General features: G+C 40.8%; 25 protein-coding genes, 1 other RNA gene and 1 riboswitch. Of the genes, 20 read left to right on the forward strand and 6 right to left on the reverse strand.

Translation table 11 applies throughout. The features are described 5' to 3' along the window. Positions 1-93: 93 nt before the first annotated feature. From RBQ60_RS00350 to RBQ60_RS00375, 6 genes are all read left to right on the forward strand, one after another. Positions 94-675, forward strand: coding sequence for an ECF transporter S component (locus tag RBQ60_RS00350; RefSeq protein WP_307884620.1), 582 nt, complete (start codon positions 94-96; stop codon positions 673-675). Between the two features lie 306 nt (positions 676-981). Continuing rightward, complete coding sequence (locus tag RBQ60_RS00355; RefSeq protein ID WP_307884621.1) at positions 982-2,055, forward strand: D-alanine--D-alanine ligase family protein; 1,074 nt, start codon at positions 982-984, stop codon at positions 2,053-2,055. 17 nt (positions 2,056-2,072) lie between these two features. Beyond that, complete coding sequence (murI, locus tag RBQ60_RS00360) at positions 2,073-2,876, forward strand: glutamate racemase (protein ID WP_307884622.1); 804 nt, start codon at positions 2,073-2,075, stop codon at positions 2,874-2,876. Positions 2,877-3,302: 426 nt separating this feature from the next. Beyond that, the gene (gene trxA / locus RBQ60_RS00365) at positions 3,303-3,620 is read left to right on the forward strand and encodes a thioredoxin (protein ID WP_307884623.1); all 318 of its coding nucleotides are present in this window, start codon (positions 3,303-3,305) and stop codon (positions 3,618-3,620) included. A 608-nt stretch (positions 3,621-4,228) separates the two neighbouring features. Next, a complete protein-coding gene (locus tag RBQ60_RS00370) occupies positions 4,229-5,764 on the forward strand; it encodes an L-lactate permease (protein WP_307884624.1) in 1,536 nt (511 codons plus the stop codon). A 51-nt stretch (positions 5,765-5,815) separates the two neighbouring features. Beyond that, positions 5,816-6,757, forward strand: coding sequence for an L-lactate dehydrogenase (locus RBQ60_RS00375; RefSeq protein WP_307884625.1), 942 nt, complete (start codon positions 5,816-5,818; stop codon positions 6,755-6,757). Between the two features lie 803 nt (positions 6,758-7,560). Here the strand turns inward: RBQ60_RS00375 and RBQ60_RS00380 are convergent. From RBQ60_RS00380 to RBQ60_RS00390, 3 genes are all read right to left on the reverse strand, one after another. After that, the gene (locus tag RBQ60_RS00380) at positions 7,561-8,760 is read right to left on the reverse strand and encodes a vWA domain-containing protein (RefSeq protein WP_307884626.1); all 1,200 of its coding nucleotides are present in this window, start codon (positions 8,758-8,760) and stop codon (positions 7,561-7,563) included. Positions 8,761-8,776: 16 nt separating this feature from the next. Then, positions 8,777-9,589, reverse strand: a complete 813-nt coding sequence (locus RBQ60_RS00385) for an AAA family ATPase (protein ID WP_307884627.1) — start codon at positions 9,587-9,589, stop codon at positions 8,777-8,779. Between the two features lie 124 nt (positions 9,590-9,713). Continuing rightward, the gene (locus RBQ60_RS00390; RefSeq protein ID WP_307884628.1) at positions 9,714-9,983 is read right to left on the reverse strand and encodes an AbrB/MazE/SpoVT family DNA-binding domain-containing protein; all 270 of its coding nucleotides are present in this window, start codon (positions 9,981-9,983) and stop codon (positions 9,714-9,716) included. 346 nt (positions 9,984-10,329) lie between these two features. Here RBQ60_RS00390 and RBQ60_RS00395 point away from each other — a divergent pair, with 346 nt between their 5' ends. The 5 genes from RBQ60_RS00395 to ffs all read left to right on the forward strand — a co-directional run bounded on the left by RBQ60_RS00395 (position 10,330) and on the right by ffs (position 13,750). Beyond that, positions 10,330-10,905, forward strand: coding sequence for a nucleoside recognition domain-containing protein (locus tag RBQ60_RS00395; protein WP_307884629.1), 576 nt, complete (start codon positions 10,330-10,332; stop codon positions 10,903-10,905). 4 nt (positions 10,906-10,909) lie between these two features. Continuing rightward, positions 10,910-11,443 carry a spore maturation protein gene (locus RBQ60_RS00400; protein ID WP_307884630.1) on the forward strand — a complete coding sequence of 178 codons (534 nt, stop codon included), beginning with the start codon at positions 10,910-10,912 and terminating at the stop codon, positions 11,441-11,443. A 164-nt stretch (positions 11,444-11,607) separates the two neighbouring features. Beyond that, a complete protein-coding gene (locus RBQ60_RS00405) occupies positions 11,608-12,930 on the forward strand; it encodes an FG-GAP repeat domain-containing protein (protein ID WP_307884631.1) in 1,323 nt (440 codons plus the stop codon). Between the two features lie 20 nt (positions 12,931-12,950). Further along, positions 12,951-13,430 (forward strand): tRNA adenosine(34) deaminase TadA, encoded by a 480-nt coding sequence (gene tadA, locus RBQ60_RS00410; protein WP_307884632.1) that lies wholly within the window; start codon positions 12,951-12,953, stop codon positions 13,428-13,430. Positions 13,431-13,486: 56 nt separating this feature from the next. Continuing rightward, positions 13,487-13,750: signal recognition particle sRNA large type (gene ffs / locus RBQ60_RS00415), an RNA gene on the forward strand. Positions 13,751-13,817: 67 nt separating this feature from the next. Here the strand turns inward: ffs and RBQ60_RS00420 are convergent. Beyond that, positions 13,818-14,153 (reverse strand): hypothetical protein, encoded by a 336-nt coding sequence (locus tag RBQ60_RS00420; protein WP_307884633.1) that lies wholly within the window; start codon positions 14,151-14,153, stop codon positions 13,818-13,820. Positions 14,154-14,512: 359 nt separating this feature from the next. On the opposite strand from RBQ60_RS00420, the gene dnaX reads away from it, so the two are divergent. From dnaX to recR, 3 genes are all read left to right on the forward strand, one after another. Continuing rightward, positions 14,513-16,105: a DNA polymerase III subunit gamma/tau gene (gene dnaX / locus RBQ60_RS00425; RefSeq protein WP_307884634.1), complete on the forward strand. Its 1,593-nt coding sequence runs from the start codon at positions 14,513-14,515 to the stop codon at positions 16,103-16,105. 76 nt (positions 16,106-16,181) lie between these two features. Continuing rightward, a complete protein-coding gene (locus RBQ60_RS00430) occupies positions 16,182-16,517 on the forward strand; it encodes a YbaB/EbfC family nucleoid-associated protein (RefSeq protein ID WP_307884635.1) in 336 nt (111 codons plus the stop codon). A 16-nt stretch (positions 16,518-16,533) separates the two neighbouring features. After that, complete coding sequence (recR, locus tag RBQ60_RS00435) at positions 16,534-17,130, forward strand: recombination mediator RecR (RefSeq protein WP_307885956.1); 597 nt, start codon at positions 16,534-16,536, stop codon at positions 17,128-17,130. Between the two features lie 99 nt (positions 17,131-17,229). Here recR and RBQ60_RS00440 read toward each other — a convergent pair whose 3' ends face one another. Continuing rightward, positions 17,230-17,706, reverse strand: a complete 477-nt coding sequence (locus RBQ60_RS00440) for a threonine/serine exporter family protein (RefSeq protein WP_307884636.1) — start codon at positions 17,704-17,706, stop codon at positions 17,230-17,232. Positions 17,707-17,719: 13 nt separating this feature from the next. Beyond that, the gene (locus RBQ60_RS00445; RefSeq protein ID WP_307884637.1) at positions 17,720-18,475 is read right to left on the reverse strand and encodes a threonine/serine exporter family protein; all 756 of its coding nucleotides are present in this window, start codon (positions 18,473-18,475) and stop codon (positions 17,720-17,722) included. Between the two features lie 185 nt (positions 18,476-18,660). Continuing rightward, positions 18,661-18,770, forward strand: a riboswitch (TPP riboswitch). Between the two features lie 181 nt (positions 18,771-18,951). Here RBQ60_RS00445 and tenA point away from each other — a divergent pair. From tenA to RBQ60_RS00475, 6 genes are all read left to right on the forward strand, one after another. Then, positions 18,952-19,617, forward strand: coding sequence for a thiaminase II (gene tenA, locus RBQ60_RS00450; protein WP_307884638.1), 666 nt, complete (start codon positions 18,952-18,954; stop codon positions 19,615-19,617). Positions 19,618-19,632: 15 nt separating this feature from the next. After that, positions 19,633-20,388: an ABC transporter ATP-binding protein gene (locus RBQ60_RS00455; protein ID WP_307884639.1), complete on the forward strand. Its 756-nt coding sequence runs from the start codon at positions 19,633-19,635 to the stop codon at positions 20,386-20,388. Further along, the gene (locus RBQ60_RS00460) at positions 20,385-21,128 is read left to right on the forward strand and encodes an ABC transporter permease (protein WP_307884640.1); all 744 of its coding nucleotides are present in this window, start codon (positions 20,385-20,387) and stop codon (positions 21,126-21,128) included. The genes RBQ60_RS00455 and RBQ60_RS00460 overlap by 4 nt, the downstream gene beginning before the upstream one ends. 2 nt (positions 21,129-21,130) lie before the next feature. Beyond that, positions 21,131-22,147, forward strand: a complete 1,017-nt coding sequence (locus RBQ60_RS00465) for an ABC transporter substrate-binding protein (RefSeq protein WP_307884641.1) — start codon at positions 21,131-21,133, stop codon at positions 22,145-22,147. 299 nt (positions 22,148-22,446) lie between these two features. Next, positions 22,447-23,199, forward strand: a complete 753-nt coding sequence (locus RBQ60_RS00470; protein WP_307884642.1) for an SDR family NAD(P)-dependent oxidoreductase — start codon at positions 22,447-22,449, stop codon at positions 23,197-23,199. A gap of 5 nt (positions 23,200-23,204) precedes the next feature. Continuing rightward, complete coding sequence (locus RBQ60_RS00475) at positions 23,205-24,050, forward strand: YihY/virulence factor BrkB family protein (RefSeq protein ID WP_307884643.1); 846 nt, start codon at positions 23,205-23,207, stop codon at positions 24,048-24,050. Positions 24,051-24,399: the final 349 nt, after the last annotated feature.

Below are 24,399 nucleotides of genomic sequence, written 5' to 3' on the forward strand. Positions count from 1 at the left end.
TCAGGCTTTTTCTTTTGAAATTTAGAAAAAGTTTGCTTACGTTTCTTGGTGAGTGTCCTGAAAATTTTAAACAAAAAATGGAGGAGAAGTAAAATGGAAAATGTATCTTCAAAAGTAAATGTAACAAAGGGAAAGAAAAAAATGTCCACAAGACTTATGGTTTCATTATCAATGCTTGCGGCAATCTCTATTGTATTGGTAGCGGCAATTCACTTTCCTTTGATTCCCGCAGCGCCATTTTTAGAGTATGATCCTGCTGATATTCCTATTTTGATCGGCACTTTTGCCTATGGCCCTGTGGCAGGCTTACTGCTTGCCATTGTTGTTTCTGTCATTCAGGGGGTGACAGTAAGCGCTGGTAGTGGTATTATTGGTATTGTGATGCATATTTTTGCAACAGGTGCATGTGCCGTTGTTGCAGGCAGCATTTATAAAAGAAGTAAAACCAGAAAGAACGCTTTAATCGCTTTGGTAGCCGGCGCATTGGTTCAGACCGTTGCTATGGTTATTATGAACTTGATTTTTACACCTTTATTTATGAATGTGCCTTTGGAAGTTGTTATTTCTATGATGGTTCCCATTATTATTCCTTTCAACTTATTAAAGGCAGGTATCAACTGTGCTATGACATTTTTATTGTATAAATCCATTTCCCATTTACTGAAGGGAAATTAATGGGCCAAATAACTTTCTCATTCTACAAGTGAGGGGCTAAACGTATCCTTTTTTAGAAGGATACGTTTTCGCTGAGAGTAAAGGTCTTGTATGAATTTTGAATGTAAAAATAGCAACTAAGGTTAAGAAGCAAATATTCCTAAATCAAGAGGGCGTTCCTTTGACTGAACAAGAGGGAACGACCTTTTTTTGTATGGTATAAGCTGAAAAAGGGATTCATATATTTTTTTATTGTCAGCGAAAGGCAGATTGCATATAATGGTACTGATTGGACTCCGCTCGTAGGAGCAGAAAAGAGGTTTGTGCATGAACAGAAAAACTGTGGTCGTATTATTTGGTGGACAGTCGTCGGAGCATGAAGTTTCCCGAATGTCTGCTACAACAATGCTAAAAGCATTAGATAGCAAGAAGTATCAGGTCATTCCCGTGGGAATAACAAAAGAGGGGCAATGGCTTATCTATACAGGTCCCACAGAACATATTAGTACAGGGCAATGGGAGAAGTATGCCACACCGGCAATTATTAGCCCAGATGCCAAACAAAGGGCGTTGTTAAAGATTGTGAACGGCCATATAAAAGAGATTCCCGTTGACGTGGTGATTCCCGCTCTCCATGGTGCATGGGGTGAAGATGGAACAATTCAAGGATTGTTGGAGATGGCTTGTATTCCATATGTTGGTTGCGGTGTTTTATCCTCCGCTGTTTGCATGGATAAAGTCTTTACAAAGCTAATTGCCAAGAACACAAATATCCCCCAGGCCAAATATGTTTGGTTTACCAAAGAAGAGCTGGAGGAGATGGATAAATTGGTCGAGCGTGTAGAAAAGAAGTTGGGCTATCCTTGCTTCGTGAAGCCAGCGAATACAGGTTCATCCGTAGGGATTAGCAAGGCTAAGGATCAGGCAGCGTTGGTGAAAGCAATTCGCTTGGCAGCGGATTACGATAGAAAAATTATAGTAGAGGAAGCCATTATTGGCAGAGAGTTCGAATGCGCTGTTCTTGGCAATGAGGAGCCTATTGTAAGCGGTGTTGGCGAAGTTTTACCAGCAGCAGAATTTTATGATTATGATGCAAAGTATAACAACAGCGAATCTCGTACCATTATTCCCGCACCGATTACGGAGTATGAGGAAAAAACAATGCGTAAAATAGCGGCAAAAATTTATCAGGCTGTGGATGGCAGCGGCTTAGCCCGTGTAGACTTTTTTGTGGAAGAGGAAACAGGCCGTGTTCTTTTAAATGAAATTAACACGATGCCTGGGTTTACCTCCATTAGTATGTATCCCATGTTGTGGGAGGCAGTTGGTGTACCCAAAGCAGAGTTGATGGATTGTTTGATTGAGTTGGCCCTCACCAGAGATAGTGGAATTCGAGGCTAACTAGAAAGAAGGACCTTATGGATAAAAGACCGATTGGTATATTTGATTCAGGGGTGGGTGGATTGACCGTAGTAAAACAGGTTATGAAGGTCATGCCCCATGAAAATATTGTATATTTTGGTGACACAGCCCGTCTGCCTTACGGCAGTAAGTCAAAAGAGGCGGTAACGAAATTCTCCAAGCAAAATGTACGTTTTTTGCTGACAAAAGAGGTAAAAGCAATCATTGTTGCCTGTAACACAGCAAGCTCCAATAGCTTGGAGGAATTGCATAGCACTTTCCAGGTGCCTATTTTTGGTGTAGTAGATGCGGGGGTGGCAGAAGCCCTTCGTACTACAAAAAACAAAAAAATCGGCGTAATTGGTACGGCAGGTACGGTGCGTTCCGCTGCCTATGAGAATATGATTCGTAAAGAGGATAACAACATGAAGGTGTTTTCTAAGGCGTGTCCTCTTTTTGTACCCTTGGCCGAGGAAGGTTGGACAGATAACGAAGTGGCTCGTTTGGCTGCAGAAAGATACTTGGCAGAGCTCCTGGAAGAAGGTATCGACTCTTTGGTTTTGGGCTGTACCCATTATCCACTGCTTAAAAGGTGCATTGGAACCATCGTTGGGGAAGATGTAAAGCTTGTGGACCCTGCAAAGGCCACGGCAAAACAAGTAAAGCTATTCTTGCAAGAAAAGGGTATATTAAACCTTCATGAATCAAAGGGTGCCCGAAATTTTTATTTAAGTGACTACACGGATATGTTTTATTCTATTAGTCAAAAAGCTCTAAAACAGGGATATACCCCGGAAATTATAGATATTGAACAATATTAATGAAAAGGGAAGGATGTTTAAGGGATTGTTGCAATCTTTTATGACAGTTTTCCCTTGTATTTTTAATACTGGATCCATTACGGGGAAATTCAGTTACACGGGGAGAAGGCATGGTGGCATTTGAAAAGAAAACGAAACGGGTAATGGATGAGGTTTATTAGAATAATAGGAAAAAAGGACAGGATAGCATCCTGTCCTTTTTTAAGGGGAAGAAGTAGAAAGAATGTTATTGTATGGGGGAGAATAACATCCTCGTAGTCAGTATTGCCTGTTTGGAAAAAAATATTCAGCCCGATAAAAACTTTTATAGATAAGAATTATTATTATTTAGTAAAATATATTGATTTATTGTTCTACGTATGTTATACTCAAAAAAAAGAATAAGTTCATTGATTTTGGTTAAAATCAGAATTAGGAGGAATGAAAATGTTACAGATTAAATCAGATAAATTTCAAAAAGAAGTAATCGAAAGCAAAGTACCTGTTTTGGTTGATTTTTCCGCTACATGGTGTGGCCCTTGTAAGATGATGGGTCCTGTATTGGAGCAGCTTTCTGCTGAATATGAAGGTAAGGCAAAAGTGTTTAAAGTAGACATTGACGAATCTATGGATTTAGCAGAAAAATATCAAATCATGAGTGTACCCAATATGTTATTTTTCAAAAATGGTAAGGCAGTAGATGGCGTTGTTGGCGTAACACCCCCTGCAATTTTGAAGCAGAAACTTGATAGTATCGTCGAGTAAAAGGCTAGAAAACATCTCCTCATAGATATTTATTAGGGACACCGCAAGAGTATTTCTTGCGGTGTTTTTTGTATTTTTATTGATACAAATTTGTAGAAATATTTAGCGTCAAACCATATAAAAAGTACATATGTAGAAATTTATTTGGGATTTATGTATGTGAATAAGTACAATCCATCTGGAAACTTGGTATTTTTGCCGATACAAAAGAGACAGTGTATAAAAAAATATACAATTCATGAAAAAACCTTGGAAATGGCTCCGTTGACAGCGAAAAAATAAAGTGGTATCGTTTTGTCATTCCATTTTTAAGAAAAGTAGAGAGAGGTTTTTTTCCATGAATTGTGCTGTTGCAAATACAACTCAATATGGTCTTGTTATGATGATTAGCACTATCCTTCTGGTCCTCCTGGTTATTATTTTGGGCAAAGAGAAGAGTAGTGCCAATTGTCATGTGATAAAACCTCTGATTTATTGAAATAGGAGAGAAAAAGGCTCTTAGATTATGAATGAGGAAAGGACTCGTGGCGATAGCCGTGGGTCCTTTTATTTTTTAAAAATGGAAATAAAAGTGATGTAATTCTTGAAAGTACGAAAAAGGAGATGGTATGATGGATTTTGTAATGGCGATTAGCCCCTTGGTATTGATTTTGGTAGGTATCATTGTTTTAAAAATGCCTGCGATGAAGGTTGCTCCCTTAGGGCTACTTTATATTATCATTTTGGCACTTACTTACTTTAGCCCAGCAGATGTAACCTTTCAAGATACCGTTTCCATGATAGATGGTCTATTATGGAAAGGGATAAAAGAAGGCGCCAAAATCGTTATGTTGGTCTTTTCTTCCTTTTTGCTCTTAAACTTAATGCAAAGATCAGGGGCGATGAAGCAGGTACAAAATACATTAGCCGATGTTACGGATGACCGTAGAGCCCAATTGATTATTGTAGGGCTTATGGTACCTATCTTTTTAGAAGGTGCAGCTGGTGCAGGTTCACCAGCTGCCATTGCAGCTCCGTTTTTAGTAGGATTGGGCTTTGATCCCATTGTTGCCATCGTCATTGCCCTCTTAGGTGACGCCACTCCCTGTTCTTGGGGTGGTGCAGGTCTTACCACCATTACAGGTGGTGCATATTTGGTAGACCAAGGTATCAGTAGTGCTGCCTTAAACTCTGCTATGGTTGGTAGGATTCATATGTTTGGCGTTTTTATCATTCCCTTTTTAATTGTCATGATTGCTTTTGGCAAAAAAGGATTTCAGGGCATTATTCCTTATTTGTTCTTTTCGGGGCTTAGTACAGGGCTGATTATGTTTGTATTGTCAAACTTTGTAGGCCCTGAAATCACAAGTCTTGGCACGGGCTTGTTGTCTATTGTATATTCTGTAGTTTATCTTAAGTTTGTAAAAATTAAAACACCAGAAGCGTATCGTTATAAAGGAGGCAGTATTAGTGCTGAGAAAGAGGGGCAGACCCGCCGTTATTCTTCTTTCCACGCATTATCCCCGTACTTAGTATTATTGATTGCCCTGCCTGTTGTTCGATATACAGTGCCTTTTACTACCCTCATAACCTTTGGTTATATCGTTTGGGTAGACGTGGTAGTATTTCTGTGTGCCTGCATCGGTTGTGTCATTTTAGGCGTTAGCATGGAAGGTTTCTTTGATACCATGAAGCAAACGGCAGTGCGTGTTCTTCCCGTATTGGTTACCATGGGCTCTTTGTTGACCGTTTCTTATGTCATGCAACATAGCCAGACAGGTATGATTCAAATGATTGCTAGTACCATTGCCGATGCGGCGGGGCAGTTCTATCCAGCGGCAGCGGTGGCCATTGGTTCGGCAGGCTCTTTTATTACAGGTACTGGTCTTGGTTCAAACATCATGTTTGCCCCTATGCATTTGAATGCAACAAGTATGTTAGGGTTGAACCCTATTACCGTTTTCGCAGGTCAAAATGCGGGTGCATCCTTAGGAAACTTGATTTGCCCCAACAACGTGGTCGCAGCTTGTGCAACGGTTGGGGTAATTGGTAGAGAAGGAGAGGTTTTGAAGCGAACCTTTGCTGCATTTGCAGTAATATTGTCTGTGTATATGCTTTTGAGTATGGTTTATACCCATATGTTGTTCCCTAATTTTGGTTTGTAATGATTCCTATGTGGAATGTTAAATAGTACATATTTTTTAGGAGGTCTTGAAATGAAAACAAGAAGTGTTGGTATTATCGGTGTTGGTCATGTTGGCGCCCATTGTGCATATAGCTTAGCTGTGCAAGGCATTGTAGATGAGCTGGTTTTGGTAGACATCAATGAACAAAAAGCAATCAGCGAGTGTCAGGATTTAAGAGATAGTGTGGCTTATTTGCCTCATAGGGTAGAGATTCGCACTGGTGGCTACGGTGATTTAAAGGATTGTGATGTGGTTGTTGTAAGTGTGGGTGTGATTACAAAAAGCAAGAGTCGTCTGGATGAACTTCACGTATCCATCGAGATGGTAAATAGCTTTGTAAAGCAGGTTGTAGATGCAGGCTTTGATGGAATTTTCGCTGTTATTACAAATCCCTGCGATATTATTGCCAGACAAGTTCATAAACTTTCCGGTTTTGACAAATCCCGTGTATTTGGGACAGGTACAGGGTTGGATAGTTCTCGTTTGAAAGCTGTTTTATCAAGAGAAACAGGTATCGACCATAAATCTTTGGTAGCCTATACCTTGGGTGAGCACGGTGACTCTCAGATGGCACCTTGGTCCCATGTAAGCGTAAACGGAAAACCCCTTGTGGAGCTTGCGGCAAAGGACAAAAAATATGACGTAGATAAGGATGCTGTTTTGAAAGAAGCAATCGGCGGTGGCTGGGTAACGTTTGCAGGAAAGGGCTGTACAGAGTTTGGCATTTCCTCCACCCTTGCTCGATTTGTATACGCTATTTTCCACGATGAAAAGGTTGTTATGCCTTGCAGTACACAGCTGAACGGGGAATACGGTCAGCATGATATTTTTATCAGTACTCCTTGTGTCATTGGAAAAAATGGTGTGGAAGAAGTGCTGGAATTAAACCTTACAGAAGAAGAAATGGCAGCTTTTCAGCATTCCTGTGATGTAATCCGTACGAATATCGGTTACATCAACGAGGAGGCATAAATAGCAAAACTCCCTGCAAAAAGAGAGAAGAAAAGAGGTATCTTTGATTGTCGTGGTGATATCCATCAATAGTATAAAAGTTTAAAAATAAGATTATAAGAAAGATTTATTGAAAACTACCTTACATTTCGTTTGGTTGCTGATAATTTATTAGAAAGGGATATCAGTCTTTGTGAAACCCCTCTCTACTGAGTCCCATTTTGCCATATTGTATCCGTTACCCAAAGAAGAACAGGGAGATAGTATCAAAATATTCATAAAATGCATATGAAAAGTATCTAAATCCACGAAGTCAAATTCCCTCCTATTTTTGGTGTCGTGGGGCTGATAATAGCAGAAAGCAGGAGAAGAAGACTCCAGGACTGCCCATACCATGCCATGGTTTATAGATTTGAATCATAAAGATAATTTTGCAGTAGGAAAGCCCTAACCTTTTATAATCTATTTTGGTTGGCAGTGGCATATGGTGAGTGTTTCCAGCTTAAGTGTCAAAGGTAATATTATGCGGTGTGAAAAAACCAGTCTATAAGTGCGTTAATAAGGATATATATCGAAGATTTCGGTGCATATCCTTATTTTAATGGCTGAAAGGAAGGAATGAGATGCTCCTTACGTTCAATAGAAGGTTGGAGGTGCTTGCATATGGGAGCATAGATACTTTGTGCGCCATCTGAAAAACCACTCATTGTAAGCACCTTTAAATGTGTTTGTACTGGGCAGGTAGAGGAAAGTTTAGCAATTTTTCTATGTATTGCTGAAAAAAAGCTGTACTGACAGGCTTTGTCAATACAGCTTTTAACCGTTTATCTTTTGACCATTAGCTTCTTTAAAGCAACATTTAAGTCATCCAAGGATAAGCGGTACATATCGAATTCTTTGTGGATAATATCGTAGGTTTTTGCCCACCAGCCTCCCCAAGTTGGACGCTCGGAAGGGTTTAACCAAACAATATGAGGGTATTTCTCTTTAAAGCGTTTAAACCACTCTAAACCGGTAATCTGGTCCCTTACGCCGAAAGTGTAATAACTGGGGTCTAACAGCTCAGAAGGTTCCATTTGGGCATCGCCTACAATGATAACCTTATATTCACTGCTAAGGTTATTTAAAATCCAGTCCGTAGAAATTACGGAGCGGGGGCGTAAATCCGCCTCGGTATAAATTTTAGAATAAATACAATTGTGGAAATAAAACACCTGCAAATCCTTAAAGTGACTAGATTTGCTGGCAGCCTGAAACAGGGCACTACAAAGTCGGCTGTAATACTCCATAGAACCGCCGCTATCCATAAGCAGCAACAGTTTAACTGTATTTTTTCTTGGTTTATCATAAACAACTTTTAACTTACCTGCGTTATCACAGGTTTCACGGATTGTTTCATCAATATCGAATTCTGTTCTTGCTTCCTCTGTACGAGAGGAGAACTGGCGAAGTTTGCGAAAAGCCATTTGGAATTGACGAGTGTCTAAGGTATTATCCTGACGGAAGTCACGGAATTTACGCTCTCCCGCCACCTGAAAGGCACGACGTTGTCCGCCTTGTCCACCAACCCGGATACCCCGTGGGCTAAAGCCACTGTTACCAAAAACGGAAACACCACCAGTACCTACCCAGTAGCTACCGCCGTTATGCTCCTCTTTTTGTTCCTCAAGGCGTTCCAAGAACATTTTTTGTATCTCTGACTGAGATAAACGTTCGTTTTGCATGGCTTTTTCCATATCAAACTCATCTGACGGCATATCTTTGGGATTTTCTAACCAATCCAAAAGTTCCTGAGGCAGTTCGTCTGTTGCAAACTCCATGTCCTTAAAGAACTCTAAAAAGGCACCGTCAAATTTGTCAAAGTCTGTTTCGCTTTTTACAAGAACACTACGACAAAGATAATAAAAGCCCGTGAAGCTGGAGCCATGAAGCCCCAAATCCAATGCTTCCACCAGAGACATCCATTCGTTTAGGGAAACGTTCAGGCCTCTGGAACGAAGCAAGTAAAAAAATGAAGTAAACATATAGGCTCACCTGCTTTTACTTTAAATATCTTCTCATTGTGTCAATATCTTCATTCTTTTTCAGCAGAACCCCTGCAAAAGGTATTTTTTCTTTAATTTTATCGGGATCAATTCCCCCAAGCACCAGTGCTTGAATCCAGTCAATTACCTCTGAAGTGCTGGGTTTTTTCTGAATATTGTATAAATCTCTGATCCAGTAGAACGTATCTAAAACCTGTTCTAATAAGTGTTCTTCGATGGCATCATAGTGCACGTTAATGATTTCCTTCATCTGCTGTTCATCGGGGAACTCGATGTAGTGGAAAATACAGCGGCGTAAGAATGCATCGGGCAGTTCTTTTTCCGCATTTGAGGTAATGATAACAATAGGACGCTGTTTCGCTTTCACTGTTTCCTTGGTTTCAGGGATGTAAAACTCCATTTTATCCAATTCCCAAAGTAAATCGTTAGGGAATTCCAAATCAGCCTTATCGATTTCGTCAATAAGGAGGATCACTTGTTCATCGGCGGAGAAAGCCTCGCCTAACTTCCCAAGCTTCACATACTTCTTAATATCATCCACGCCTTCGTTACCAAACTGGCTGTCATATAGACGCTGCACCACATCATAAACATAAAGGCCATCTTGCGCCTTTGTAGTGGATTTGATATTCCAGATAATCAGTTTCTTTCCTAATGCAGCAGAGATTGCTTCTGCTAACATTGTTTTACCCGTGCCAGGTTCACCCTTAATCAGCAGAGGCTTCTGAAGTGCAATGGCGATATTTACGGAACGCATTAACTCGTCACTTGCTACATAGTCCTTGCTGCCTTGAAAAGTTGTATTCATTCTTTATCCACCCTTCGCTTGTATACAAATTAATTCATAATAACAACTCCATTTTATGGGAGAGTATATACTCTTGTCAATAAAAATACCGCTTTCCTGTAAGAAAAGCGGTATTTCGGCTGTTTTAAGTAGTTTGTTTTAATTCTAAACCTGCCAGTTTTACCATTTCTAAGATGGAAGCCTTAGAAACTTTTTTGCCTTTGTAATCGATAAGTTCTTCCATGCTGCCGGAGAAAATATCAGCGGGTTCGTATTTTTTAAGAACGATGGAGTCTTCCTCGACAAAGATTTCCAAAGAGTCTTTAATTTCGATCCCCATATTTCTGCGCAGTTCGATAGGCAGTACTACTCTGCCTAGTTCGTCCACTTTACGAACGATACCTGTTGATTTCATTTGGTTCACCTCTGGATTGTAATTTTTCTTTTGCAGTCCTCGACATGTGTATAGCATAGAAAAAGTTTAGCATGAATATTGGCAAATTACAACAAAAAATTACTGGAAATGACAGGAAAATACGAAACACGCTGTATGAAAGTGATAAAAATGAAAACACTTTACTCCCCCATTAAAAACAAATAATAAAAAATTCATAATTCTAAGAAAGGCTTAATTATTACCTAAGAAAGTTCCAATGGCTTAGATGGTGGAGGAAAAAGTAGATTTTAAAAAGGCTATAAGCATGAATACGTAGTTTACAAACATAAACTGAAACAATAGGAAGCAAAGGAGGTGGCGAACATTGCTGGATGCAATATGGGGATTTTTTATTATCGGAGGGATACTAACTGCGGCAGCATTAGGACGTATGGATATGGTTACGGCGGCGGTATTAAGTGGCGGAAAGAGTGCCGTTGAGCTGGCGATTACCATGGCGGGAGTGATTGCCATGTGGTCAGGTATTTTAAAGATTGCAGAAAAGGGCGGGATGATTGATATTTTGGCTGAAAAATTAACACCTGCCATGGATTTTTTGTTCCCATCGGTGCCGAGGCACCATAAAGCAAGGCAGTACATAGCGGCAAATTTTGCGGCTAACTTTTTGGGCTTAGGCTGGGCGGCAACACCCGCTGGGCTTATGGCAATGAAAGAATTGCAAAAGTTAAACAGGGAAAAGGATCGGGCGACTGGGGCAATGTGTATGTTCCTTACCATAAATATGTCTTCCCTCCAATTGGTAACGGTAAATATTTTAGCTTACAGAACGGAGTTTGGTTCCGCTGCACCGGCGGAGATTGTGGGGATTGGCATCGCCGCCACTTTTATGACCACTCTGGTTGGTATTATTGTTGCAAAAATAATGGATAGAACGGGGTGAGGCATTGCGGTTACTATTAGTCATTTCGGATTTCATCATACCCGTTACGGTTTTATTTATCGTTTGCTTCGGATGTTTGAAAAGGGTAAAGCTTTATGAAACCTTTTTAGAGGGAGCCAAAGATGGCTTAAAAACAGTGGTTGATATACTACCTACGTTAATCGGGTTAATTGTTGCCGTGGAGGTTTTTCGAGCAGGGGGCCTTTTGGATATTATGACCAATCTGATTCGTCCTTTGGCTGATCGCTGTGGTTTTCCCGCAGAATTGGCTCCTCTTAGCCTAATACGTTTGGTTTCTTCTTCAGCGGCTACGGGACTTTTATTAGATATTTTTCAAAACTTTGGCCCTGATTCTTTTTTGGGTAGGGTGTCCTCTGTTATGATGAGCTGTACAGAAACGGTGTTTTACACCATGAGTCTTTACTTTTTATCCATTGGCATAAGAAAAACCCGATACACGTTACCCTGTGCATTGGTTGCAAATTTTGTTGGGGTTATTGCCGCTGTTGTTCTAGTACAAATGGCTTTTGGAAAATGAATTTGAAAAATCAAAGGGCTTATTATATAATATAATAAAATTGAAGTCTGCTGATCTTTAAATTGTGCAGAATCATTGTAAACACCAAGAGGCTTTCCCTTGGTAAACTTTTATACTTATGATAGAGAAGAAGTCTTAATAAGCCCTTTGAGAGGAATGAGACCATGAAAAAAGTGATATGGCTGCTGCTTGGTGCATGTTTGTTTTGTGTGACGGGCTGCAGCAACGAGAAAACCGACCAGAGCTTAAGTTTATCAGCCACAGAGCAAGAAGCATATATCAAGCACATCGATGCTTTGATGGATGAGTTTTATTGGAGCTACGATAAAGATAGCCTTACCTTCCGCAGTGGTGAGGTTCCTCTAGATAGCCAAGAGAATACTCGTTTATTCAATGCCTCAGAGGATGCGGGGTATTCCCTGAAATCTGTGGCGGGAAATCAAAGTGTAAATGCCGCAGCGGAGTTGCTACATTATAATGGTGATATTGCTGGTGAGGTAAGCTGTATTTTTGTAAATAATCATCTTTCGGGGGTATACTATATCGGTGGGTATGATGATGGGGCGTACAGCTTGCGGGAAAGGAATCCTTTCTTAGCAAATGGGAAGTTTACTGCCTATGAAAATTGGACAGGCATGGGCACCCAGTATCGCCAATTAAAGGGGAGTTTACCCGAATCAGGGTTTGTTGCAAAAAGCCGTAGGGGGATTGTGGCCTCCATTCAAAATGGGCAGGTAGAGCTTTATCATCTAACCGGCAGTGTGATTAGCAGAATGCGTAGGGTGAAACCCGAAGGGGGCTTGGAAGCCATATTCGCTACCTTTGTGGAAAGGGGCGAGGAGGATCTGCTGGCAGTGCTTCTAGCGGATGTGACAGAGGTAGACTCCCAGGGGGAACCTATTTTTCAGCGTTCTGAAAAGGTGGTTTTCTACAACTCTGCATTACAGGTTGAGGGGGAAATGCCTTTGAAGAGTGAAGGCTGTACTGCCTTAGGGTTTGAAGATGGAAAGCTGTTCTTGTTTATTGATCAGGCTATGGAAACCTATGAGTTGAAGGAGGGGAGCTGGGAAAGAACCAGACGAGAATCCTTACGTCATAGAGTGATGCAGTGCCATATTACAGACTTGGATGGCAACGGAGAAATGGAATATCTTATGACCGATGGTCTGGATTTATATTTATATCAGCATTTGGAAACGGGATTATTAAAACTTTGGAGTACTCACTTAGGTGTTGAAAGCCTATATGGAGCCTTGTATAGTGGGGATTTAAACGGTGATGGTGTTAAGGAAGTTTATATTTGTGATGCCACAGGAACGGCCATTCGTTATATATTAACGGAGCGGGGACTTCGTTCTTCAAACGAAGATATTCAATATGGCCAAGCCATTTACCCCTGTGATTGGAATAATGATGGTATCGATGATTATTGGAATGTAACAGAAGAGGTAGGAAGAACGGGGAGTTTATATCTTTCCCAACCATAACCCCTAGGAGAGGAAACAAAATGACGGATTCTGAGAAATATATGAAAGAGGCTTTGCTAGAGGCAGAAAAAGCCTTTTCCGCTGGCGAGGTGCCCATTGGTGCAGTCATGGTGCGGGATGGGGAAATCATTGCCCGTGGCCATAATCTACGAAATTCTGCAAAAAACCCTCTGCGTCACGCGGAAATAGATGTAATTAATGAAGCGGCGGGTATTGTGGGGGATTGGCGGTTGGAAGATTGCACCCTTTATGTAACGGTTGAGCCATGCCCTATGTGTGCTGGGGCAATTGTACAGGCCAGAATACCAAAGGTAGTTTTTGGAACAAGAAATACGAAGGCGGGATGTGCAGGGTCTATCTTGGATCTCTTAAATGAGCCAAGATTTAACCATCAAGTGGCTGTGGAAGAAGGAATTTTGCAAGAAGAATGTGGACAGATGATGCGTTTATTCTTTAAGCGGTTTCGGAAAAACAATGCCCCATTGTTGACAGAGGAATAAAAAAAAGGTATAATTATAAAGCTTTGAATGCAATGAATTAACCATGTTAAATATTTCCGTGCTAGCCGGGGAGGTAGCGGTGCCCTGTACTCACAATCCGCTATAGTGAGGGTGATGTCTGTTCTCGGTACAGCGCTTGATGGTCTGCCCAGGGGAAGTGGCGTTGATGCTCGGGTCTTACGCAACAGGAGCCTGCGAACCGTGTCAGGGTCGGAAGGCAGCAGCACTAAGCAGTAAACTTTTGTGTGTTGTAAGGGTGCCAGAGAGGAGTCATAGAACTTGGTAACGCATTGGGTGGCGTAACAAAAACAGATGCACGGATTCCTATAAAAAATTTAAAAGGCAGATATCAGATTAACTGGTATTTGCCTTTTTGATTAGATGGATTTATCCACGATATTTTGTTTGAGGAGCAATTTCTGGGGCAAAACTTAGGTTATGCCCCAGAAATTCATGGGGCGTTTCCTGTATGGATTGCCCTAAGACTGCAAGATAGGTAATTGCCTCTTGGGTAGAGGTAAAGACTATTTTTTCTCTAAGTAAGTACTGGCTTGCTTCTTCCCATTGGGTCAGCGAGTATGCTTCGGCGGGAATGGAGGCAATTGCCAGACTTATTGTAGCAAAGGGTGTGGCATAGAATAGGTTTGAAAGGTAACTGTTTTTTGTTACAAATGTTAAATACTCTAAAAGGCTTCCTTTATAAATTTCTGATTGGCTTTTCATATATTATGCTCCTTTCGAAAATAGAAATTTTATTTTCATTTGCAGCATTGCTTACAGAGTGAATCACACTTTTAAAATATTATCCAGATTTTTTCAATGCTTTCATTCCCTTTGAGGTATGTAGAGTAAAAGTCGTAGTTTTCAAATAAAAAAGGGCTATGGTGAAAATATATCATATTACGGGACAAATGTCCATACAAGAAAGACTATTTGGCCGTGAACCTGTAGCAGATTACATTATTTGAAGCATTCAATCTATTAATGGGATAAATTCGGCAATGAGTGGTGGGGCTGCATAGCACTTTCCATTTTTTCTACCATATGGTATACTGTCGTGAGAATAAAAAAGGAGGGAGACCATGTCCTACACTGCGTTATACAGAAAGTTCAGGCCCAATACCTTTTCTGGGGTAATTGGACAAGAACATATCGTGAAAACCCTGAAAAATCAGATGAAAACAGGGAGGGTTTCCCATGCCTATTTGTTTTGTGGCACCAGAGGTACAGGTAAAACTTCAACAGCAAAAATATTTGCCCGTGCTATAAATTGTCTTTCCCCCACAGAGGAGGGAGAGCCTTGTAACGAATGTGCCCTTTGCCTTGATATTTTGCAGGGCAGAAGTGTAAATGTGATTGAGATTGATGCGGCGTCGAATAATAGCGTTGACAATGTCAGGGAAATTAGGGAGGAAGTAAAGTATCCACCCACCCAAGGTTATTATAAGGTCTATATTATAGACGAGGTGCATATGCTTTCCAACAGTGCTTTTAACGCATTGTTAAAAACCTTGGAGGAACCCCCTGCCCATGTTATTTTTATTTTAGCAACAACAGATCCCCAAAAGGTTCCTGCTACCATTCTTTCTCGTTGCCAAAGGTTCGATTTTCGTCGTATTACTACCGATGATATTGCCGAAACCCTTATGGGCTATTTGGAGCAGGAGGGTCAGGATATTACCCCAGAAGCGGTGCGTTATGTTGCCCAGTTGGGAGATGGTTCCATGCGTGATTCTTTGAGCATACTAGATCAGTGTATTGCCTTTTACAGCGGAGATAAGGTTACCCTAGAAATGGTTTTGGATGTCATGGGGGCTGTGGACCAAAGGGTGCTCTTTGAAATGACGGAGGCATTGGGTAAGAAGGATAGCCGCCGTGTCATGGAATTGGTTGAGGAAATGATGATTTCAGGTAGGGATGTGAAACAATTTGTTTCTGAGTATTTGGTACACCTTAGAAATTTTTTAATGGTGAGTACCATTCCCAATGCTTCAGGGATACTGGATCTTTCCGAAGAAAATTTGCAACGTTTAAAGGGATGCAGTGCAGTTCTATCCCCTCAGGAAGCAATTTTTTTAATTGAGCGTTTTTCCTACTTGCAAAGTGATATGCGTTATAGCTCCAACGACCGTATTTTATTAGAAGTTGAGCTTCTTCGACTATGTTCCCCATGGTCACAAACAGACGTTACAGCCTTAGCTGCAAGGATTGCTGGATTGGAGCGTCAAGTTGCCCAAGGGGTTAAGGTACAGGTACAGCAAGTGGAGGGAAAGGCTGAAAAGAAAGAAGCACCAAAGCCAAAGAAAAAGCCACCTGCCCTTGCGGAGGATAGAAAGAAATTGAAAGAAGAATGGCCTCTTTTACGCAATGAAGTTGACGATGTTATTTTGAAAAGTCAATTGAAGCAGGTTGATATCGCCTTCAAAGAGGATGACTGTATATATTTGGTTTGCGCATACGCTGCTTTAGTGGATATGCTTCATAAAAATATGGAGCAAGTTGAAGGACTATTGGAAAAGGCATCAGGCAAATCCTTCGAGCTAAGAACTGTTACCAAAGAGGAATATGATCGTTGGTATGAGACAACTTATGGTAAGGCAGAAGAAGGCCAAGAGGATGCGGAGTTTACAAGCCTTCTGGGCAGTTATTTTCCCGAGGCGGATTTTCAAGAGTAAAAGGCTTGCGTGGACTAGGTGTTTTATTATAGAATAGTACAAATAGATGGAAAAAGAAATTAGGAGGAATCAACATATGGCTAAAGGCGGTTTTCCCGGTATGGGTGGCATGAACATGAATAACTTAATGAAACAGGCTCAGAAAATGCAAAAACAAATGTTAGAAAAACAGGAAGAGCTGGCAGAAAAAACATTGGAAATGACCAGTGGTGGCGGTGCTGTAAAGGTGGTTATTACAGGGAAGAAAGAAATTAAAGAGTTAAAATTAAACCCCGATGTAGTAGATCCCGATGATGTGGAGATGTTGGAGGATTTAATTATTTCAGCTGTAAACGAAGCAATCCGTCAGGTAGAAGAAATGTATAACAATGAAATGGGTAGAATGACCGGCGGTATGGGCATGGGCTTCTAAGTAAAAGAGGGATATGATGAATTATTATGGTAACCCCATAACACGATTGATTGAGGAATTGGCGGCTTTGCCAGGAATCGGTGGGAAATCCGCCCAAAGGCTGGCATTTCATATTATTCATATGCCAAGGGAGCAGGTTGCTGCTTTGTCCGAAGCAATTTTGGATGCTAAGGACAAAGTTCGCTATTGTTCCATTTGTTGCAATCTAACGGAAGAAGACGTTTGCCCCATTTGTTCCAATGGCAAGAGGGATCGCAGCATTATTATGGTCGTGGAAGATCCACGGGATATGGCAGCCTACGAGCGAACCAAAGAGTTCCATGGTGTTTACCATGTGTTGCATGGAGCCGTTTCACCCATGACAGGGGTGACTCCTCAAGATATTCGTATAAAAGAATTGGTTAGCCGAATGGATGATATGGTCAAGGAAGTCATTCTAGCCACAAACCCCAATGTTGAGGGTGAGGCAACGGCAATGTATATTAGTAAGCTTCTGAAACCTTTGGGCGTAAAAGTGACAAGAATTGCAAATGGCGTACCCGTAGGTGGAGATTTGGAATATGTAGACGAGATAACCCTTTCTCGTGCCTTAGAGGGCAGAAGGGAATTGTAATAAAAAGGCTGATGTTGTGTAATCAACATCAGCCTTTTTATGTAGTGAAGGAGCTCTGACAGTTCAGTAAACGTCTTAAGGAGTTAGACTCTCCATCACCTAACGTTTTAAAGTAGTTTTCTTTATTTTTTTCATTCTCTTTGGAATTATTTCAAAAAAGGAATAGGGTAGAGCTAACATTAAGATAGACCCTGCACCAATTGCACCGGCCAACTTTAATCCCAATAAAATGTTAGAGTAAGTTTCTAAAATCATACCGCCTAAGGCTGCGGTCATGGTGTTATATACCGCAGTACCGGGAACCAAAGGCATAATGCCTGGGATATGGTAAAGGGTAGAGGGTGCTTGCCTGTGGTATGAGGCAAACCTAGAAAAGGCGGTAACAAATACAGCTGCCACTAAGGTTGCCATGGTAGGGGTGATAAACAGGCTAAGTAAGGCATAGAAAAACCATCCAATGGCTCCAGAGATACCGCAGTATAATAATTCTTTTTTTGGTGCATTAAATAAAATGGCAAAAGAGATACATGCAAAAAAAGACATAAGGGATTCAAATAATATGTTTAAAAAAATCATTTTTTACCCCTCCTTAATATCCAAAAGTAGTGATGCCAAAACCAACGCCCCCGGCTATGGCAAAGGCAATAAGCAGTGCTTCAACCATTTTTGATGTGCCGCTAATAAAGTTGCCCTCCATAATATCACGAATGCTGTTAGTCATGGTCATTCCTGGGAGTAAAGGCATAATACTACCGATGATGATTATGCCAGTTCCTGCTGCGGGCACCACTTTGTGAAAGGCAACAGACCCTGCCCCGGCAATAAAGCCGCCAATCATACAGCTGAAAAAATAGGGCATCTTTGTTTTCCCACTAAGGTTCAGCAATACTCCGATCAGAAGACCAAAAGCGAAGGCAGCCAGGCCATCTATCCAAGTGCCATCTAAAACCATGGCAAAGCCACCACAAGCCACCCCAAAGCTTACCACTCGGGATATAGGGGAATAGGCGGAGGTATGACTGATTTCCTCCAATCGCCTTGCTGCTTGCCCCAAGGTAATTTGTCCGGAAACGAAGGATCTAGAGATATCGTTAACTGAACAAATTTTTTCGAAATTTACGGAGCGGCTGTATACACCCCTCGTTAAAGTTAAAGAGCCTGATTTTTTGCTGGGGATGCTCACAATGAGAAAGGTACTCATGGCCATAGCCTCAACGCCAGTGGAATGACTGACGGATAAAATACGATGCATCGTATCTTGTACACGGTGGGTTTCGGCGCCGCTGGAGAGCATAACTTCACCGGCATCCAAAGCAAATTTTAAAAGTTGATTATCATCCATCATTATATAGGATCCTCCCTTCATGAAACAGGAATTGTTTGAGTATAAAGTGTGCAACATACAGTTTAACCTTTTTTGAAAAAAACGCAAGGAAATTTTAATTTTTTTACGCTTATTTTTTCAAACGAAGTATTATTCCATTTACAAGACTGGATTTTTATACTATAATAGAGATGTTACAATTAAATAGAAAAGGCTGGGGGTGCTTTGATACGTTGAAGCTGAGAGGAATTCTATATTCCAACCCTTTGAACTTGATGTGGTTAGAACCAACGGAGGGAAGCAAATTATATTGAAAGCGCAAGGTCTTTCCCGTTACGGGAAAGGCTTTTTCTTTATTTTATTATTTTTTCTAATAAAATAAATTTTTGCAATGCTTGAAGCAATCAAAGTGTTTTATAACGGCGTACAAGCTGCAATTCAACTTGCTTTCTAAACCTTGCCTTGAAAACTCAAAACTTAAGAAAGGTGGATGCAAAATGAAATTTACAGACAGATTATACGAGGGTGTGAAAGACATCTGGAATGGCTATCTGGAACAGCCCTTTGTGAAAGAATTGGGCGAGGGAACTTTGCGTGAGGAGTCCTTCCGTTTTTACATGGTGCAGGATTACCGCTACTTATTACAGTATTCCAAGGTTTTTGCCATGGGTATTGTAAAAGCAGAAGATGAAGCTGTGATGCGTCATTTTGCTTGTATGGTTCATGATACCTTAGATGGTGAGATGGATGTACATAAATCATACATGAAACGCTTGGGAATTACTGATGAAGAAGTTGCAACGACAAAAACAGCGCTAGCAAATCAGTCCTACACTTCTTACATGTTAGATATTGCCCACAAGGGTGATGTTTTGGATGTATTGGTAGCTGTACTTTCCTGTGCGTGGAGTTATCAAATGATTGGGGAGCATCATAGTAAAATCCCTGGTGCCATAGACCATCCTTTCTACGGCGAATGGGTAAGAGGGTATGCCTCGGAAGGATTCGCAAAAGGCGTTCGAGAAATTATGGAACTGGTGAACGAATTGGGTGCGGATATTAGCATAAAGCGAGAAGCGTATTTACTAGAAGTATTCTTGAATTGTTGTAGATATGAAAGAGATTTTTGGGAAATGGCCTATCATATGGATATGGGCGATTAAGAAGGAGTGTGGCCTATGCTACGGTTTGAAGGAGTATCCTTTCGATACCCGGGGGATGCACAAGGGATGGTGGAGGATTTATCTTTTCAAGTGGCAGACGGTGAGTTTGTGGCAATCATTGGTGCCAGTGGATGCGGAAAAAGCACCATCTTTCGTTTAATTAACGGATTAGAAAAGCCTGATTCGGGCAGAATTTTGGTGGATGAAAAACCTATTCAAACCATAAAAAATTATAGTGCCTTCATGCCCCAAAAGGATTTGCTTTTCCCATGGCGTAGTATTGAAAAAAATATTTGCCTGCCTATGGAGCTTGCAAAAGTTCCTCCTAAGGAGCAAGGAAAACGAGGGGCACAGGTGTTAGAGCAAGTGGGATTAGCGGACTACGCAAAAAAATTCCCCAAAGATTTATCTGGTGGGATGAAGCAAAGGGTTGCGTTTGCAAGAACCCTACTTTCTGGTGCAGATATGCTTTTGTTGGATGAGCCCTTTAGTGCCTTGGACTATTTGACAAGGGTTGAAATGCAGGAATGGTTGTTACAGCAGTGGGAGCATTATCATAAAACAATATTGTTTATCACCCATGACGTTGAAGAGGCGATTTTTCTAGCCAAAACCATTTATATCATTCAGGATTCTAGACCTTTTAAAGAAATGGAGCGCATCGAAGTGCCTCTTACCTATCCCAGAAACCGTGAGGATTTAAAACGAGGAGAAATTGTAGAATTAAAGGAAAGCCTGATTGGAAAGCTGAGAAGGAGTGTGAGTTTATGAAAAAAAAACTGCCTTCTATACTTTTAGTGCTGACGTTATTGCTGATTTGGCAAGGTATTGCCATGGCCATTGATGCGGCATATATATTGCCTTCTCCTACCAATATAATAGTAAGACTTTGGGAACTTCGGGAGCCTTTGCTCCAAGTGCATCTTCCCGCAACCATGGGGGTGACATCCCTTGGTTTATTGATTTCTGTGATTTTGGGACTTCTTTTGGCCATCGCTATGGATTGGAATCCAAAGCTAGAAAAGGCGTTATACCCTGTGATTGTGGCATCTCAGACCATTCCCACCACAGCCATTGCACCGTTGTTTATTCTTTGGTTTGGATATACCATCTGGAGCAAGGTTTTGGTAACCATCCTAATTACCTTTTTCCCCATTGCAATCACGGTGTTTGATGGTTTTAAGTCAACAAAGCGGGAAATGGAGGAGTTGTTATACACCTACGGTGCCACTAAAAAAGATATCTTTTTAAAACTGAAGCTGCCAACAGCGCTGCCTCATTTTTTTTCTGCCATTAAAATGGCCATTCCCCTTAGCGTAATTGGGGCGGCAATTGCCGAGTGGCTGGGGGCACAAAAGGGTTTGGGCTACTTTAGTAAAAGAATGATGACCCAGTTGGACGGAGCAGGGGTTTTTGCGCCGGTAGTGCTGCTTTCCTTTGTGGCAATGCTGACAGTTTGGGTAATTACCATTGTTGAAAATAAAACAATTAAGTGGAGGAAGGAATTATAATCATGAAAAAGAGAATATTTGCGTTCTTAATGACGGCAGTCATGGCCATCGGTGTAGCAGGCTGTGGCAATAGTAATGAAACAGCAACGGCAACAGAGGATAGCCCACATTTAGAGGACTTTTCCATCGTTTTAGATTGGTATCCTAATGCAATTCATACCTTTTTGTATACAGCAATAGAAAAGGGATATTATGCAGAGGAAGGTTTGAACCTGAAGATTAATTTCCCTGCAAACCCTAACGATGGTATTTCTTTGCCTGCTGCAGGCAAAGCGGATTTAGGGATGTATTACTTACAGGATGCAATTTTAACTGCAACAGAAGAAGATGTGCCTGTTGTTTCCGTAGGTGCCGTGACACAAAGCTCCTTAAACGTAGTGATTTCGTTAAAGGACAGTGGAATTGAAGGTGCAAAAGATTTGAAGGGCAAGAAAATTGGTTACGCTGGTACAGTTCTTTCTGAAGAAATAATAAAGTCCATGTTGGAAAACGTTGGTCTTTCCGCTAATGATTGCGAGTTTATTGATGTTGGTTTTGATTTATTGACAGCTTTGACTACAGGTCAGGTAGATGCAACCATTGGTAACATGGTAAACCACGAAGTACCTCAGTTAGAGGAAAATGGTTTTGAAATCAATTACTTCTATCCTACTGACTTTGGCGTACCCCAGCACTATGAGTTGGTTTTCTTAGCTGGAAAAGATGCAGTAGAGAATAACCCTGAAAAAATTCAGAAATTCTTACGTGCTTCCCAGAAAGCATTTGAAGATATGAAGGTAAGTCCTGACGAAAGCTTGCAGGTTCTGTTAGACAACCAAAACGAGGAAAACTTCCCCTTGTCTAAGACGGTAGAGGAACAAAGCTTGGATATCTTATTGCCTGTAATGGAAACTGCCGATGCGCCTTTCTTGCATCAGGAAGTGAGTGTATGGCAGCAGAACGCAGATTGGCTCTTTGAAAGAGGAATCCTTTCTCAGCAGACAGATGTTTCTTCTTTGGTAGTAAACTTAGCACAGTAATCATAAAGTAAATCAACAGGCTTATTTAGCCCCAAGGTTCATAGAAAAAGGTGAGAGATACCATTCTCTCATCTTTTTTGTTTGGAGCTTAGGGTGAATGGTTTGCTTGAAAAGGGATTTTCTCCCCACAAAGAAGATGTACAATTGATATTTTTAGAAAGTATCAGTATAATACAATATAAAGCAAAAAAATGGATATAAGTAAAGAAAAAAAGTCAAGACTAAAGGCAAGACAGAAAGGACAGTGATATTTACTGTTTTTTCAAGGGTCTACAAAAATGAAATGAGGATGTGACTTTATGAAAGCGTTGGTAACAGGAGCTTCAGGCGGTATCGGCAGAGACTTGGCCCTTATTTTAAGCCGTATGGGTTACGATTTGATTTTAGTAAGCCGTAATACTGGTAAGATGGAGTGGGTGAAAAAGCACTTGAAAACAGAGGTTCAGATAATTGGAGCGGATTTATCCCGTGAAGAGGAGTGTTTTGCTCTTTATGAAGCTGTAAAAGATCAGGATATTGACATATTAGTGAATAACGCAGGGTTTGGTGCATTTGGACATTTTTGGGAAATCCCTTTGGAAAGGGAATTGAATATGTTGGACTTAAACGTAAGGGCAGTGCATATTCTAACAAAACTGTTTTTGAAGGATTTCCGTGAAAAAGACAAGGGGTATATTTTAAATGTTTCATCCTCCGCAGGCTTTTTGGCAGGGCCTTTGATGGCCACCTATTATGCCACAAAAAACTATGTTTTACGCCTTACAGAGGGTGTTTTTGAGGAACTACGCAGAGAAGGAAGCAATGTGCATATTTGTGCCCTTTGCCCTGGCCCTGTGGATACAGGGTTTAACGATCGGGCTGGCGTTGGATTCGCACTAAGGGGGTTGCGTTCCTTTGATGTGGCTAAGTATGCAATCAAGGGGATGTTTGCAAAGAAAGTGGTAATGATTCCAGGCCTTGCCATGAAAGTTGCTCATTTTGGCGAAAGATTTTTAGGGGAAGAAACATTGCTGAAAGTGGCATACTATTTTCAACATAAAAAGAAAGGTTGAGATTTATGCTAAGAAGACGGTTCGTTGCCAAGGCAGACCGCTCGTGGAAACGAGTGATTTTCCATACCGTAGAAGGGTACTTTGATAACGAAATTAGTAAAACTGCGGCATCCTTAACCTACTATTTAATCTTCGCAATTTTCCCCTTTTTGATTTTTATTAGTTCCCTTTTGGGGTTTTTGCATTTGCCCATGATAACCGTTGAGGGGGATACGGCGGCATTATTACCTGCGGATGTGGTGGCGCTGATTAACTTAACCATTGCCCACATGACGGAGACTAGCAGTGGTGCATGGCTTACTTTTGGGTTGGTGTTTACCGTATGGTTTCCATTACGTGCGGTAAAAAGTTTGGTAGCGGCAATTAATCGAATTTATGGTGGCAAGCACGGGGAAAGACATACTTTACGGATTATTTTTCTAACCGCTTTAATTATTATCATTGTGCCAGCACTACTAATTGTTTTGCTGATTAGTCAAAGTGTATTAGAGTTTATCAACATGTTTATACCTTTGGCAGAGAATTTTATTGATATTTGGACAAAAATACGTTTTCTTCCTATTTCCCTTGCGGTGTTGAGTTTGATTTGTGGGCTGTATTTCCTTTCACCCAATGTTCGACCCCCAAAAAGATATGTTTTCCCAGGAGCTATTTTTTCTATGGCTGCGTGGGTTGTTTTTTCCGTAGGGTTTGCTTACTATGTGGATCATATGGGCAAATACTCTGTAATTTATGGCTCTATCGGTGCAATTATTGCATTCTTGGTTTGGTTAAATGCAAGCGTGGTTGCCATGTTAATGGGGGCAGTTTTTAACCATGCATTACAAAATGAATATGACAAAGGGATCTAATTGGTTTTGCTAATTAGGTCTTTTTTTGTGCTAAAAATGAATATTATTTGTATATTATTTGTATAAAATATAAAGTAAATTCTTCCTGTCTTCGATACACGCAGTTTCTTTTCTTTAAAAAATAAATGCATCTGTAAAAAAAGCAAGTTTACCTTCTCTTCTTCCTATTAAAGATTCCACTTCAGATTCCTGTTGGAAAATCACCCGTAGTAAAATGGAAACTCTACTCTTTATCCCATAAACAAAATTAGTGGAATATTATGTCAACCATATTTAGGACATTTTTACTATATTGGGGAATTATACCTACTAAGTGAGTGGGGATTTCAAATTATAGGAAAAATGATTA

The organism is Anaerotignum sp. MB30-C6, assembly GCF_030908465.1.
Lineage (GTDB): Bacteria > Bacillota > Clostridia > Lachnospirales > Anaerotignaceae > Chakrabartyella.